This is a genomic window from Pseudochrobactrum sp. B5, assembly GCF_001939785.1.
Taxonomy (GTDB): Bacteria; Pseudomonadota; Alphaproteobacteria; order Rhizobiales; family Rhizobiaceae; genus Pseudochrobactrum; species Pseudochrobactrum saccharolyticum.
Genome location: NZ_MOYL01000008.1, coordinates 16,047 through 31,131 on the forward strand (window position 1 = coordinate 16,047; position 15,085 = coordinate 31,131).

Annotated in this window: 12 protein-coding genes; 6 read left to right on the plus strand and 6 right to left on the minus strand. The window is 60.3% G+C overall.

The window, feature by feature from the left end; translation table 11 throughout:
- Positions 1-43: 43 nt before the first annotated feature.
- The 4 genes from BKD14_RS17755 to BKD14_RS17770 all read left to right on the plus strand — a co-directional run bounded on the left by BKD14_RS17755 (position 44) and on the right by BKD14_RS17770 (position 7,224).
- A complete protein-coding gene (locus tag BKD14_RS17755) occupies positions 44-4,360 on the plus strand; it encodes a strawberry notch-like NTP hydrolase domain-containing protein (protein ID WP_075657505.1) in 4,317 nt (1,438 codons plus the stop codon).
- Positions 4,360-5,397: a toprim domain-containing protein gene (locus BKD14_RS17760; RefSeq protein ID WP_075657506.1), complete on the plus strand. Its 1,038-nt coding sequence runs from the start codon at positions 4,360-4,362 to the stop codon at positions 5,395-5,397. Before BKD14_RS17755 ends, BKD14_RS17760 begins: the two co-directional genes overlap by 1 nt.
- A 308-nt stretch (positions 5,398-5,705) precedes the next feature.
- The gene (locus BKD14_RS17765; RefSeq protein ID WP_075657507.1) at positions 5,706-6,632 is read left to right on the plus strand and encodes a DUF2493 domain-containing protein; all 927 of its coding nucleotides are present in this window, start codon (positions 5,706-5,708) and stop codon (positions 6,630-6,632) included.
- 151 nt (positions 6,633-6,783) lie between these two features.
- Positions 6,784-7,224 carry a hypothetical protein gene (locus BKD14_RS17770; RefSeq protein ID WP_075657508.1) on the plus strand — a complete coding sequence of 147 codons (441 nt, stop codon included), beginning with the start codon at positions 6,784-6,786 and terminating at the stop codon, positions 7,222-7,224.
- A gap of 197 nt (positions 7,225-7,421) precedes the next feature.
- Here the strand turns inward: BKD14_RS17770 and BKD14_RS17775 are convergent, their stop codons facing one another.
- The 4 genes from BKD14_RS17775 to BKD14_RS17790 all read right to left on the minus strand — a co-directional run bounded on the left by BKD14_RS17775 (position 7,422) and on the right by BKD14_RS17790 (position 11,848).
- A complete protein-coding gene (locus tag BKD14_RS17775; protein ID WP_075657509.1) occupies positions 7,422-9,485 on the minus strand; it encodes a hypothetical protein in 2,064 nt (687 codons plus the stop codon).
- A 160-nt stretch (positions 9,486-9,645) separates the two neighbouring features.
- A complete protein-coding gene (locus tag BKD14_RS17780; protein WP_075657510.1) occupies positions 9,646-10,143 on the minus strand; it encodes a hypothetical protein in 498 nt (165 codons plus the stop codon).
- Positions 10,144-10,247: 104 nt separating this feature from the next.
- On the minus strand, positions 10,248-10,583 hold the full coding sequence (locus BKD14_RS17785) for a DUF4258 domain-containing protein (protein ID WP_075657511.1): 336 nt from the start codon (positions 10,581-10,583) through the stop codon (positions 10,248-10,250).
- On the minus strand, positions 10,580-11,848 hold the full coding sequence (locus BKD14_RS17790; protein WP_175576134.1) for a helix-turn-helix transcriptional regulator: 1,269 nt from the start codon (positions 11,846-11,848) through the stop codon (positions 10,580-10,582). Before BKD14_RS17790 ends, BKD14_RS17785 begins: the two co-directional genes overlap by 4 nt.
- A gap of 686 nt (positions 11,849-12,534) precedes the next feature.
- On the opposite strand from BKD14_RS17790, the gene BKD14_RS17795 reads away from it, so the two are divergent.
- Positions 12,535-12,861 carry a DUF736 domain-containing protein gene (locus tag BKD14_RS17795; protein WP_009450558.1) on the plus strand — a complete coding sequence of 109 codons (327 nt, stop codon included), beginning with the start codon at positions 12,535-12,537 and terminating at the stop codon, positions 12,859-12,861.
- 94 nt (positions 12,862-12,955) lie between these two features.
- Here BKD14_RS17795 and BKD14_RS17800 read toward each other — a convergent pair whose 3' ends face one another.
- Positions 12,956-14,197, minus strand: a complete 1,242-nt coding sequence (locus tag BKD14_RS17800; protein WP_075657513.1) for a HipA domain-containing protein — start codon at positions 14,195-14,197, stop codon at positions 12,956-12,958.
- The gene (locus BKD14_RS17805; protein WP_075657514.1) at positions 14,175-14,495 is read right to left on the minus strand and encodes a helix-turn-helix transcriptional regulator; all 321 of its coding nucleotides are present in this window, start codon (positions 14,493-14,495) and stop codon (positions 14,175-14,177) included. The genes BKD14_RS17800 and BKD14_RS17805 overlap by 23 nt, the downstream gene beginning before the upstream one ends.
- A 319-nt stretch (positions 14,496-14,814) precedes the next feature.
- Between BKD14_RS17805 and BKD14_RS17810 the strand changes: the two genes are divergently transcribed.
- Entirely contained in the window at positions 14,815-15,081 is a 267-nt protein-coding gene (locus BKD14_RS17810; protein ID WP_075657515.1) for a helix-turn-helix transcriptional regulator, read from the plus strand.
- Positions 15,082-15,085 lie beyond the last annotated feature (4 nt).

Sequence of the window (15,085 nt, forward strand, 5' to 3'; positions counted from 1 at the left end):
CGCTGTCCGGGCTTGTCCTTCCCGCTCTCCTGAGGTTCCCGACATGAACATGGTTTTCCCCGTGACCGATCCGGTCACGCCGCTGGCGGCTGCGCCCGCAATTCTGGCTGCGGCCAATCTTCTGCTCCCCCATCTCGAACGCGGTGAGCGCGTCGATGCCGCCACCTTGCGCGGGGCGATGGAAACGGCCTTCGGTGCGTCCGACGCTACCGGCGTCTGGGATTGGAAGCTGGCCTATGAGGCGTGCGAAGTCGCCACCGTCCTTTTCCTGCGCAAATACGGAAAAGCGCTTTTCCGTAAAGCCGCTTCTCCGGCTGCACGGCTTTCCGTGCTGGCAAAGATCGTGGGGCTGTTACCCACACAGACCCGGCGTTCCGAGGAAAGCCAGAACTTCCAGCAGTTTTCGACGCCGATCCCCCTCGGCCTTTCCGCTCTGACAGCCGCCGCGATCACACCTGATGACAGGGTGCTGGAACCGTCCGCTGGCACCGGCCTTCTGGCGATCCTGGCGCAGACCATCGGCGGCTCGCTGATCCTCAACGAGCTGGCCGATACCCGTGCTGAACTGCTTGCCGAGCTCTTTCCGGCCTTTGCCGTCAACCGGTTCGACGCCGCCCAGATCGACGATCATCTGGCCCCGGATGCCGTCCCGTCCGTGGTGCTGATGAACCCGCCATTTTCGGTCATGGCCAATGTCAGCGGGCGCGCCGCTGATGCGGCCTACCGCCATGTTGCCTCGGCACTGGCCCGCCTTGCTCCCGGCGGCCGGTTGGTGACGATCACCGGCGCAGGCTTTGGCCCCGAGGCTCCGGCATGGCGTGATGCCTTCATCCGCTTGCAGGCGCGTGGTCGTGTGGTGTTCACCGCCGCCGTCGATGGCGCGGTCTACGCAAAGCACGGCACCACGATCGACACGCGGCTGACCGTGATCGACAAATTGCCCGCCGAAGATCCGGCGAGTTTTCCGGCCTCACCGGGCATCGCTCCCGATGTTGCCACGCTGATCGGATGGATCGAGGCGCATGTCCCGCAGCGTTCGCCGGTATTATTGCCGAAGATCGCGGTGCCCGCTTCAACCGCCGCGCCGAAGACCGTGCGCGGCTATCTGGCCCGCGCGACAGCATCGCGGCCTGCCGCTGCTCCGGCCAACGATCCCGAGGGCGTCGAACTCGTCTATGAGACCGTGGACTGGACGCCACCGGAAGGTGCTCGCCTGTCCGATGCCATCTATGAGGAATATGCACTGCAATCGCTGCGCATTGCTGGCGCGCAGCCGCATCCGACCAAACTGGTGCAATCCGCCGCCATGGCCTCGGTCGCACCGCCGAAACCCTCCTACCGGCCCATGCTGCCCGCTGACATCTTAGCGCGTCTGTCGGACGCCCAGCTTGAAACGGTGATCTATGCCGGTGAAGCTCATGCCGATCATCTCGCCGGCGCATGGACCGTGGACGAGCATTTCGACAATGTGAGCGCCGCGCCCGAAGATGCTGCGGGATCGATCCGCTTTCGGCGGGGCTTCATGCTCGGTGATGGAACCGGCGCTGGCAAAGGCCGCCAGTCCGCGGCCATCATTCTCGACAACTGGCTGCGCGGTCGGCGCAAGGCGATCTGGATCTCCAAATCCGACAAGCTGATCGAGGACGCGCAGCGCGACTGGTCGGCGCTCGGCATGGAACGACTGCTTGTCACGCCTCTGTCACGCTTCCCTCAAGGTGCAAAGATCACGCTGTCGGAAGGCATCCTTTTTACCACCTATGCCACGCTACGTTCCGACGATCGGGGCGAGAAGGTTTCCCGCGTCAAACAGATCGTCGAATGGTTGGGGTCCGATTTCGATGGAGCCATTATCTTCGACGAGAGCCATTCCATGCAGAATGCCGGTGGCGGAAAAGGCGAACGCGGTGATGTCGCCGCTTCTCAGCAGGGACGTGCAGGCCTGCGGCTCCAGCACGCGCTGCCCGACGCCCGCGTGGTTTACGTCTCGGCGACCGGCGCCACTACCGTCCACAATCTCGCCTATGCGCAGCGCCTCTGGGGTGGTGAGGATTTTCCGTTCCAGACCCGCGCCGAGTTCGTCGAGGCGATCGAGGCCGGTGGAGTTGCGGCCATGGAAGTGTTGGCACGCGACCTGCGGTCTCTCGGCCTCTATACCGCGCGCTCGCTCTCCTATGATGGCGTCGAATATGAACTGATCGAGCATCAGCTCACGGATGAACAACGGCATATCTACGATTCATATGCTGCCGCCTTCGCGGTGATTCATGGGAACCTGGACGCGGCCATGGAGGCCGCCAACATCACCGGCAGCGAGGGTACGCTGAACCGGCAGGCGAAGTCCGCCGCCCGCTCGGCCTTTGAAAGCACCAAGCAGCGCTTCTTCGGCCATCTGCTGACCTCCATGAAAACCCCGACCCTGATCCGGTCCATCGAGGCCGATCTGGAAGCGAGCCACGCGGCCGTCATCCAGATCGTCTCGACTGGCGAAGCCCTGATGGAACGGCGGCTGTCCGAGATCCCGACCGAGGAGTGGAATGATATTTCCGTCGATGTGACGCCCAGGGAGTATGTCGGCTCGTATTTGCAGCATTCCTTCCCGGTGCAGCTCTATGAACCCTTCACCGACGGCGAGGGAAACCTCTCGTCACGCCCCGTCTTCCGCGACGGTCAGCCGGTGGAATGCCGCGAAGCCGTAGCTCGGCGCGACGAGATGCTGGAGCAGCTGGGTTCGCTTCCACCTGTCCCGGGTGCGCTCGACCAGATCGTGCAGCGCTTCGGCACGGATATGGTGGCGGAGGTTACAGGCCGGTCGCGGCGGATCGTGCGCAAGGGCAACGGGGCATCGGTCCGCCTTGCGGTCGAGAACCGAGCGCCTTCCGCCAACCTTGCCGAGACTTCGGCCTTCATGGATGACCAGAAGCGTATCCTGATCTTCTCGGATGCCGGTGGCACGGGACGCAGCTATCACGCCGAACTCTCGGCGAAAAACCAGCGACTGCGCGTGCATTACCTGCTGGAGCCGGGCTGGAAGGCTGATGCCGCCATTCAGGGGCTGGGCCGCACCAACCGGACCAATCAGGCGCAGCCACCGCTGTTCCGGCCAATCGCCACGGACGTCAAAGCCGAGAAGCGCTTCCTCTCAACCATCGCCCGTCGCCTCGACACGCTGGGCGCGATCACCCGCGGCCAGCGCCAGACCGGCGGTCAGGGCCTGTTCCGTCCCGAGGACAATCTGGAATCCGCCTATGCCCGCGATGCGTTGCGCCAGCTCTATCTGCTGATCGTGCGCGGCAAGGTCGAGGGATGTTCGCTCGAACGGTTTGAATCCGCCACCGGCCTGAAGCTGATGGACAGCAACGGTGTGAAGGACGACCTGCCGCCGATCACGACCTTCCTCAACCGCCTGCTGGCGCTGACCATCGAGTTGCAGGGCATCCTGTTCTCGGCCTTCGAGCAGCTTCTGCAGGCGCGTATCGACGGGGCGATTGCATCCGGCACCTATGACATGGGGCTGGAAACGCTGAAGGCCGAAAGCTTCATCGTCACAGACCGGCAGGTGATCCACACCCATCCGGGCACCGGCGCGGAAACCCGGCTCCTGACGCTCACCGAGCGCAAATGCAATCGGCCGGTCACGCTCGATGCCGCCTTGGCGGAACTGGATGATCCCCGCGCAAGATTGCTCATCAACGAGCGATCCGGTCGTGCCGCGGTGCAGATCCCGACCACCAGCGTCATGCTGGATGATGGCGAGATAGAACGGCGCGTGCGGTTGATCCGGCCCATGGAGGCGATGAACATTCCGGTGCGGGCGATGGGTGAGACCCATTGGCTTGAGGCCGACCGTGCCGCCTTCACCGTGGCCTGGAAGGCGGAACTGGCCGAGGTGCCCGCGTTCACCGACAGCATCCTGCATATGGTGACGGGGTTGCTGCTGCCAATCTGGAAGCGTCTGCCGCAGGACTCCTCCCGCGTCTATCGGCTCCAGACCGACGAGGGCGAACGCATCATCGGTCGCCGTGTGTCGCCGGCCTGGGCGGCGAATGCCTCGACCAGTGGCGTTACCAGCAGCCTGACACCGGATGCCGCCTATGCCGCGCTGATCGAAGGCCGCACGATCCTGGATCTCGCCGAGGGGCTGCAACTGCGCCGCGTCCGTGTCATGGGCGCCAACCGGATCGAGCTGACCGGCTTTACTGACGCGATGCGCGACCGGCTGCGGGCCTATGGCCTCTTCAGCGAGATCATCTCGTGGAAACTGCGCTTCTTCGTGCCCATCGCTGCAACGGGACCGGAGATCATCGGCAAATTGCTTGACCGCTTCCCGGCCCTGCGCATCGGTGAGCGGGAGGCCGCATAATGGCGCGTCTCAACGCTTCCGAACTGGCGCAGCGTCTCGGCCGACAGGCCGAGGCGGTGTGCCGTCACTATCTGTCGAATGGTCGCAAACAGGGCAATTACTGGCAGGTTGGTGATGTCCGAAACACCGCTGGTCGCTCCATGTTCGTCCGGCTGCATGACAGCGTGAAAGGCATTGCCGGTAAATGGCAGGACTCGGCGACGGGTGAGTATGGCGATCTGCTGGACGTGATCCGGCACTCGCTCGGTCTGCTCGACTTCGCAGACGTTGCCGAAGAAGCCCGGCGCTTCCTCAACCTGCCGCATCCTGAACCGCAGCCGCCAGCCCGTCAGTCCCGAACGCCAGCACCATCGGGATCATCCGAGGCCGCACGTCGCCTCTGGCGCATGACGCAGCCGCTGATCGGCAGTACCGCAGAAGCGTATTTACGCGGACGCGGCATTATGGATTTACGCCGGACCGCAAATCTGCGCTTTCACCCCGACTGTTACTGGCGGCCTGAGGACGATGGGCCGACGCAAGTCTGGCCCGCCATGATCGCCGCCGTCACCGACCTTGATGGCAGGATTACCGGCGCACACCGCACATGGCTGGCCCCGGACGGTTCCGGCAAGGCGCCTGTCGATCCGCCGAGGAAGGCAATGGGCGACCTGCTCGGACATGCGGTTCGTTTCGGGTGCGTGAGGGACGTCATGGCAGCGGGGGAAGGCATCGAAACCATCCTGTCGCTGCGCCAGGCTCTGCGCAACATGCCGATGGTTTCCGCACTCTCGGCCGGACACCTCGCGGCCATCCTGTTCCCACCGCACCTGCGCAGGCTCTATATCGTCCGTGATAACGATCCGGCAGGTGATAGCGCCCGCGATAGCCTGGTGGACCGGGCGCACGAGGCCGGAATCGAGGCTATCACGCTCTCGCCCATGATGGGGGACTTCAACGAAGATCTCGCAACTTACGGGCTGAATGCCGTTCGGGCAAAGATCCGGGTGCAAATCGCTCCCGAGGACGTCAGCCGCTTCATGGCTTCAAGTGCATAGCCGGTACGGGGCCGTGATGGAGCCGTTCCAATTCCTGTCATGCGCATAGGCTGCATCCTGTCATCAGCAGAGGACCGCGCCTTGGCCTTCCGAGAGGGCGATCGGCCCACAAACGCTGCGGTCAGGCAATGGCGGCGCCCGACTGATTTCCGTCGGCGGGCAAGCTCGCCTTTACAGCGCGAAACAAATCAGCCGGGCTTTGCCATCAAGGCCCTCGCCAGAGGCTCGCGCTGCCAGACCGGAGCGCCCGTGGGCGTGTCTCGCCATGAAGGCCGCGACGGTCGCGGTCCAACTGACGGAAGCATCCCATGTACGCGCACGACGATTTCGACCCCGATCACAGCACGTCCCCGACCGGCCACGCCATCGAAGAACTCGAACTCTACGGCTACCACCCCTCGGAAGACGAGGCCGATCCCCGGATCACACCCGAAGATCACGTCATCCAGGGCGCAGTCTCCGACATCTTCGACGCCCTGATTTCCACTATGGCCGACACCAGCCTCGATTTCGACCTCGACGAAATCTTATGGTCCACCGTCAACACCTTCCACCGTGCCGTTGAGCGGATCGAACGCAAACTCGACGACAACGAGCAAGCCCAGAAGCGCCTTCAGCGCGAACAGGACGGCAGCGAGGTCAAATCCGTCCAACTCGAAACCCTGATCGGCGCGGGACAAAGCCTGATCGAGCGCCGCGACAGCATGGAAACCTTCCGCGAAACCGCCGCCGACATCTATCTGCGCACCACCGGCACGCCCTGGTCGCAACGCTCCGGCTCACGGGTCAACCATCGCCAGATGACCTCGGCCATGATCGACAGCCGCGACTTCATCGCCGCAAAACGCCGGGCCGACAACGAGGTGCTACTGCCCGCGGGGCCGAAGATCGCCTTTTCGGGTGGTAACACCACCGATCACCGGACGATCTGGGCCAAGCTCGATCAGGTTCACGCAAAGCACCCGGACATGGTGCTGATGCATGGCGGATCGCCCAAGGGCGCGGAACGCATTGCGGCCACCTGGGCCAATAACCGCAAGGTCGCGCAGGTTGCGTTCAAACCCGACTGGACGAAGCATGCTAAGGCCGCGCCCTTCAAGCGCAACGATCAGATGCTTGGCGTCATGCCGATCGGCGTCATCATCTTTCCCGGCACCGGCATTCAGGACAACCTGGCCGACAAAGCCCGCAAGATGGGCATCCCGGTCTATCGCTTCGGAAGCGGCAGCGCGTGAGCGCTGCCTATCCACATCACCGCGGGCCGGATGGTCGAAGCCACCGATCATTCCGGCTCGCGCAGCTGTGCATGTTCATGCTATATTCTCTCCTGCGCCATGGTGGTGGTGGAAGGCGCGACCGTTCAATCCCTTGCACGGAGACACCACCATGATCGTTCTCGGAATTCTTGTTTCCATCGCAGCCATTGGCACCATGTGCTGGCTGATGTTCAACCTTGCCGTCTTTGCCCTGCCGTTCTTTATCGGCCTAAATGCTGGCATCTGGACCTATGGCACGGGTGCTGGTTGGCTTGGCGCGATACTCGTTGGCCTCGCCGCGGCCGGCCTGACACTGGCTGTCGCTCAGGGCTTGCTCATGCTGATCCGCCCGATCTGGGCGCGGCTGCTGATTGCGCTGGCCTTCGTCGCTCCAGCGGGCATGGCTGGATTTTACGCCACCCTCGACATCGTCAAACATATGATGCCCTCGGAGACATGGCAGGTAATCTTCTCAGTGATTGGGGCAGCCACAGTGGGTTTGACGGCCTTCCTGCGGGTCGCGGGCATGACGGCAACTGGTGCTGTGAATGATAGCCTCGCGCACACATGAAATGCTGAACGCAGTTGCCCGAAACGCGCATGCGCCGCCAGTGGAGACCACGGTTCACCTTCACGCGAGACATGAGGACTGGCGTAGAGTTTCCTTGCTGCCGGTTGAGTAGATAGAAGGTCAGCTGACGCTGACGCCACTGGAAACAGCGGCTGCGGGTCAGTGCAGCAGGAAGCGCGCGCATTATCGAAATTAAATTACCGCCAATTTATCTTGTCGCGGTCCATGCCCTGCAACACATGGCCTAGCGCGCTGTCTGGGGCTGTCAGATGGATTACCAGATGGTCCATACTGCGCGTGAGCGGGATCATTAACCAATTCAAGGCATAAGCGCGCTGCTCAGCGGCGAGCTTTTCCTCAAACGCGGATTCGGTGAATAAGAAACCCAGATCGTTCTTGAGCTCATCGCGCAGCCTTTCGATGTCGATATCCGGTTTGGCAATGACGTAATCATAGAAAAGGTCGAGTCCCATGCACAGCGTGGCCCATCCTTCCATGCCTCGACAACTTTGATACAGCACAGCCCTCAATGCAGTCTGGCGACTAGGATATTCGCGGTTTTGCCGTGTTTCCCAATCGTAGCCGCGCCAGTAATCTGCATGATTTTGCTCTTGAACATTTTCAAACAGGTTACAGTAATTGGCTCCCGGGGTTGCGGCCGTTTGCGGTAAGCATACCAGCGCATCCACCGCCCGCATGTGCGGTTGGTTTACCAAATCTTCGCCCAGTATCTCCAGGGCGCGTTCAATCGCCCGGCGCGGCTGCGGTTCTACTAGCACAGTCACGCGGCCACCCGTCACTGCTTGGTCTGGCTCTACATCCCAATCCGGCACCTTGAGCGCATGGGCAATGTCGGTGATGGTATCACATGTCGCTGCCTTTGTGCGGCGCGAGGTACGCAATGGCACGACACGGTTCTTCGCAATATCGCCACGATCCCAGTCGCAGCGGACGCGGTCTACGAATTGATCCACCCCATCTGCTACGATTACTCGTTCCGAACCAAAGATGTCGTACATGAGATCGCGATGTTCAGTGCTCCAATCCTGACCCTCATCCACCAACAAAAAATCGTAGGGTGCTAAAATTTTTTCCCGGTATGCACTAATATCTTTCCAAGTTTCATACTCATTTTTGGTACAGTGACACAGCTTCCCCGCAACCCTGTAGGCGCAACACGGTACCTTTTCTTCTAGAAAAACCTTAGGGTCGCGCAGAGCGCGCAGAAACAGCGCCTCCCGATCCTCCAGATCGTAGAGTTCGCCTGCACGCTTCACCGTATCTCTCCCGAACGTGAGTTCAAACAGCAGCCGCATCAGCATCCAGCGGGTCTCTACCACCGGAATCGGAGAAATATCTTTGTTACGGTCGCGGATGATCGACAGGGCGCGCGACATATCCGAGATAAGCCCGTGATTGTAGGTCACGATCCGGGTGCTCTTACCTTGGCGCGCCAGATGGATTGCCATTTGTATCAGGGCAAAGGTCTTTCCCGTGCCGGCACGACCACGGAACATCAATAGTCCGCTGCCCAGTTCGCGGACATAGGCCTGCTTATCTGCATCAAACCGTTTCTGCGTCAGTGCGTTGACGCGCATTAAATCGAGCTGCGTGGGGTCAATCTTGGCGGTCAGCGTCTTTACCAGACTGATGTAGCTGTGGTTCCGGCTACCTGACCCCTCCGAAACAAGGGTTTGTATCTTTGACTGCGCGATGTTCTCCTTGAAGCCATCTATCAGCTGCTGCCAACTTAGATCTGCGTAGAAGATGCCCGTGCGGCCCGAGGTTGGCACTCCATCCAAAGCGTCGGCGGGCACGCGGGGTAGCCAGAGCACAGATTGAACAAACGTTTTATCGCGTCGTGCCTTACCAAAATGGGCGAATTGCTGAACTCCCTTCAACGCCCAAACTTGCGCATCTGCTTGCGCGGTCGCACTGTGCCATGCACCACCATATCGCACCTCCAGATGGGTGCCGTGGCGCCGCACCGCGTCCGGTGAGTGATTTTTCACTTCAACGCAGGCTACGAAAGACTGTACTGGTAAGCCTTTCGAGGTTCGGAACATGTATTCCGGCGCGCGAGTGTCTTCAAACACCAGGACGCAGTCGATCTCTAAGTCTTTGGCGAACACCTGTGGTATTATCGCCAACCGGACTTCCGGGTGGCTCAGTTCTGGCGCACTAGCGATCAATGCGGCGCGTAAATTTTCTGCGTTCGCGTGTTCTGATGTTGCATCTGGTCCAAGAATTTCAACCGTCATTTTACATTTCTCTTACCGCCAGACATCACTATATTAAACACCAGAGAAATATTTAACTGACGTTCGATGGTATAATTTATAATCAGCAGAATCTAACCCATCACGATCACCACGAATACGGCATCTGATTTGCTAGGGACGTTTCGTGCTCCCGTCATTGTCATTCAAAAAGGTGCCCGTCAGCGTCCAGATACACGCCGTCTGAAAGGTAGACCGGTTCGCCTTCCACAACACTGAGGTCATCATACAGATTGCGCAGATCGTTGTATCCAACATCGCGGGTGCTCTTCCAGGATCGGCCCAGATGAAGTTCCATTTCCTTAGCCAGTTCGCCCAAGGCCTCGATGAGTACGTCACGCGAACCCGACAATGCGACCTCCCCGAACTGGCGGCCTTTCCCATCAATGTCGATGCTTACATCCTGCCCTTGGCCACCGAGGTTCGAAACGCTACGGCGCATCGTTGCAGTTAGCTCCTCTTGATTGCGATAGACGGGGGCAGCACCAAAGTCGCTCGCCGTAGCTGTTTTGATGGCTCCGCCGGGTTTCCCCTCAAGGTTTCCGCAGGTCAGACGCAGCAACGTATAGCCGCCAGCCTCAGCATAATATTGCTCGCGAGCATAGTTGAACTTCGTCGATGGATAGATGGCGACAGTCATCCTGTTTCCTTTAGGTAAACGGTTTTGCAGGGAGCCCGTAAAGATACCGGTCGCGTGCATCTCATCTGCGCCACAAGCGGATCTGCTGTGCAATTTGGAAAAGGTTAGGCGTGCATGGAACTTCGAAGATGGCACTTACGATTGGAAGGTCGCGATCGCCCCTTACGTTGGTGATAGCAGGTCACGATCGTGCCGTTGTTATCGACGATCGCTCGAACCTTTTTTGCTGCCGCGATCGTCTGACCGTTGTAGCCAGCGGCTTCGAGATGTCGCGCGGCGCGTCCAGACAGGATATATTCCTCACAGCCACGCTGCGCTTTCACCCGTGTCCCATGCAGAAGCACAAAATCAACGATAGCGCCTCGGATACCTCGCTGGGCCATGCGCGTTGCGGCATGGCTGCTGAGCATGAATATTCCATCTTCGCAGATCGACATCATGACCAGGTCTCCTCGAACTGCTTCTTGATTTGAGCACGGTGGCGCTGAAGCTCGGCGAAGCGACGGACCACGGGGTCGTTGCGACTAAAGACGAAAGTTAGTGTCTTGCTGCCTTCGTCCTTCTCGCGAGCATCCTTCCTGCGCTGCTGATACTCGGTCAGCGTGTCCTCGTTGATGTGTCGATCTTCCTGATAGGGGTTAACCCAACTCTGGATACGTTCATCATCAGTGTAATTATTTGGACACCAACCTTCCTCATGGCAGTGCTGGGCGAGGAGGCGGTCGTACTCTTCAGCTAGGTCAGGGTGGCGCTCTTCGTAAAATGTCCGCCATGTTTTCAGCTTTTTGAGGCCAGCTTTCCGCAGCTCTTTAATTTGCTGAGCGTGCGCGTGGCGGATGGCATCCGCAAAGGTCTCGACCGAAACGGGGTCTTCTCCTTCTTTGGCTCGCTGCAGGATGGTCGACAGGCGAATGCGCCCCTTGACGATTGCCTCCGCCAGTTTCAGATCTCCACCGGAGAGTGCGCTAACAAGCTCAGTGTCCGGAACGTACCCAGCTGCCCCCGGGGCTTCTTCCGCTGCGGCGCCGACAAACCATCGTGTATCGACATAGTCTTCAATCTGCGAAGACAGGCGCCGCATTGCCTCGCTGAACAGATTGCGCGATGTTTCAACCCCTGGATCGGACGTTTCGAGGCCAAAACACTTCCTCAGCTTGCTGGCGCGAGCCTCGTTGTGCCCGCCTTGGAGGCGTGGATCGGTAAGGCGATTGTCAAAGGCGAGCCGAGCGATTTCATCATCCTGATCCGGCACTTTAAGCGCATGTCCTGCGACAATGGCGAATAGCACGGGAGCCAGCTCCATGATCTGTTTCTGGCTGACCCCGTAACGCCAGCGCATCAGTTCATAGGCATTATGGGATGCTACGGACACGTGGGCCTGAATGGAAACTTCCCCCAAACCTTTGTCAGCGAAGAACGGGTCAAAATCCTGGGGTTTGCAGTTGAGGACGCGTGCGACCGCCTCCAAGTCCTTCTGCTTGGGTGGATTAGTTCCAGCCAGCCAGCGACGCACAGTCCGTTTGTGCTTTTTGATCGCCGCAGCGAGCTCATCCGGCTTTGTGCCCTCTTCCTTGAGCTTCTTTTTGAGAAGATCTGCCTTGAACGCCATTGGTGTTTCCCTTGCAACTATGCGCTCAAGATAGGTGGCATTAATTGATATAACAATTTGGCATTTTCTGTCCGTTCCCTGCTGATAATCGCTCATTTTTCTGCGATTATGAGTGAAGCTCATGCCAGGTATGACAAAATATGTGCCATTCTGTGGACTTTGGTCCGTCTCGATAATTGAGCTCAACGGACGATGATTCGCTGACTGCGTGCTCCTGAACCGAAGTCATTCGTGGCAGCAGGGCATAGAAGCGGATATGGATCATCTGCCGCTTTCGACACGAGGGAGGCGGGGGACGCGTATAATCCCCGCATCAGCCTGAAACCCGAGCGTGGCAGGAAGACTGTATGACGGTCAGCATCAACGCTGACAGGCCGAACCGGGATACCGGCTCGACCGATGGAGAGAGGCCGGTAAAAGAAACGCGCGCGGCCAGGGACAAAGTCTGACAGACATGCCAGTGATGCCGCTCTGGTCATCTTGAGGAAGCCTCAATGTCGCCACGTCTCCGTTCAACCTCCGTGTCTCAACCGCTCCAAACGGCCTCTTCAATGGCCTGATCTGGCCGAAGAACAGCGCAAGCGCTTCGACCGCTTCGGCGCAACAGCGTCGTTGGACTTTCTTCCCCTGTCGGCTGCGCCGCCATTCCTCGCGATTGCAAGAAAGACCTACCTCGGCCGTCCAGCCCCCTTCGGGGGTGCGTCAGCGTTCGTCTCCGGCCCGTCAATCGCCATCGAGGCCGCAATGGTGCGGGCTCGGAAACGGAAAAACGGAGACTTACAATGGCAACCATCGGCACCTTCAAGAAGACCGGCTCGAACGAATTCACCGGCGAAATCGTCACCCTCAGCGTCCAGGCCAAGGGCGTGCGCATCATCCCCGACCTGCGCGCCACCGGCGAGAATGCCCCCAGCCACCGGGTTCTGGTCGGCCGCGCTGAAATCGGCGCCGCCTGGTCCAAGCGCTCCAACGAGGGCCGCGACTATCTGGGCCTCAAGCTGGACGATCCGAGCTTCAACGCTCCGATCTACGCCAACCTCTTCGACGAAGAAGACGGCGAAACCTTCTCCCTCATCTGGTCCCGCCCCAACGGTCGCCGCGGCGACTGAGGCGCGGAACAAAGGCTCCGACCGCAAGGTCGGGGCCTTTCTCATGCCTGCGGGAAAGCCGCCAGGCCCGGTGACCTGTCCGGGCTGGAACTGCTCAGCCGGTCAGGATCGGGATCATGGTTTTCACATGGGCGTCGATCCGTTCCAGCACGAGCGGGGGGACCACTTCGCGTTCCGGCAGGGTCCACCATTTTGCATCGATGCGTTTCACCGTCTCGACAACGGCCTTGAGCACGGCTGGCTCGGGAAGCCTTGCCCGATTGGCAAACATCTTCCAGCGGGCCGGGGCCAGGCCCTTGAAGGCCCGCTCGCCGCCCAGAGACAGCGCCAGCCCATCTGCCGGAATATAGGGCACGGTCGAAAGCATGTCGTAGATCGGTGCAAGAGCGGGCGTGTCGCCGTCACCCGGATAGATCAGCGACCAGTTCTTGAGGTGCATGTCGCCATTGCCCATGACCACCGAGAAGGTCAGCCGCCGGACGAACTCCAGCGCGGCGAACGGCGAGATCGCAACATTCAGCACAGAGGCGATGTCGTGGGAGGCGGCGCCATCATATTTGCGCGCCGGGTACAGGCCGAAAACCTGCGCGAAATCCTCGATATGGATGCGCTGCCCGTCTGCCCCGCGATCAAAACGCCGCACGAGCAGGACCAGCCCCTCGGCAAGTGTTTCGAACTCTTCGGGAATGCCCTCGAACTGGTCTCGGTTGACCAGTTCTCGCTCAGGCACGTCCATGCCGATGGCTTCGGCAAGCGCGAGGTTCGCGAACTCGTTTTCCGACACGCCCGGAAAGGCGGTCGAGGGGAATTTCGCAATATATTGGCCCTCGTCATCCCCGAGCGGCAAGGTCAGCCCGCCGCCCTTGCCGGTGTTCTTCATCACCGAGAGCTTCATCTGCACGCCTGCAAGCGAGAAGCGGGCCTTGGGCCGCCCTTGGGATGGCGCCGCCCCGATGCCGGGTTGACCGTCACTGGGCAGCACCCGAACGGCCCCCGGCAAATCCGCACCAAGAGCTGCCAAGAGGTCGAAATCATTCCCCGGCCGTACATTGTCCGCATGGTGCTTTTCCATCGCCTCGCGCAGCCGGTCTTCGGGTAGCAGGTTGGCAAAGAAGGGCGGCAGGCTGCCTGCGACAGGTCGCGGATCCTTGCGCAGGCCCCCTGATGCCGCGCGCAGGGACAGGCTCAGAACCGGGATGCCGCCGGTCGCGCGATAGGTCGGATCAAGGCTGAAGGCGTTGAAATCACCCGGCGTCCTGACGATCGTGCCAACCTTCGCACTGTTCAGGAACACGTCCAGCGCGGTGATGGTCTCAGCGGTACGGGCGGCTGTCATCGTCGCTCTCCGGTTGCGGGCTGAAGGCCGGATGATCGTCCTCGGCATCGGGGCGCAAAAGCGCTTCGATGGCCGGCACCATTGCCTGCGGGACCAGCATCATTTCTAGCCCAAGCGCCCTGGCAATGCTGATCAATGTCGTGGTGCGCGCAGCCGCTGCTCCCGTCTCGATGTCGCGGTAGCGCGGGCGCGAAATACCGGCAAGATCGGCCACTTGCTCCTGGGTCAGCCTCGCTGCAAGACGCGCGCGGCGAAAATGGTCGCCGATCAGCCCCAGTGTTTCTTTTTCCGCCTTCATGTGATGCCTTTACAGATCATTCCTGCTGCATTGATCTGGATAGGTATCATATCTAGTGCAGAATGCAAAGAAAATGATCTCCAAACATATCACGATCATTTCCCGTGGAGCGTTTGAGGATCATCTTGCACTGGTCGGCGTTACGGCCAGCACAAGCGCTGCATTTGCGGCATGCAGGCGAATCAGACGGGCTGCATGCTCAGCCGTGCAGATAACGCCCTGGCCAGATTCGACGATTTCGTATGGCGTATCGGACGAAGGCGACTAAAATAGCCGTAGTTCTGGAATGCGCGCCGGTCGCGATGGGAGGTGATCATGCATGATCACCGCTCGACAGTCGCGGGCCGCACGCGCGTTGCTGGGTTGGACGCAGGAGACGCTCGCTGACAAGGCCCGAATATCGCTGACTGCCCTGAAGCGCCTCGAGTCCGAGAACCGGCTCGAGGTGTATGAGACAACGCGGGATCAGGTGCGCCGGGCGCTTGAAGCAGCAGGGATTGTTCTCCTGTCCACGGATCGCGGACAAGGAGTGTTGCTGGTTCATGACCAAGACGAGAAGAGACACCGACAGATCCATGACGCCTGACCGG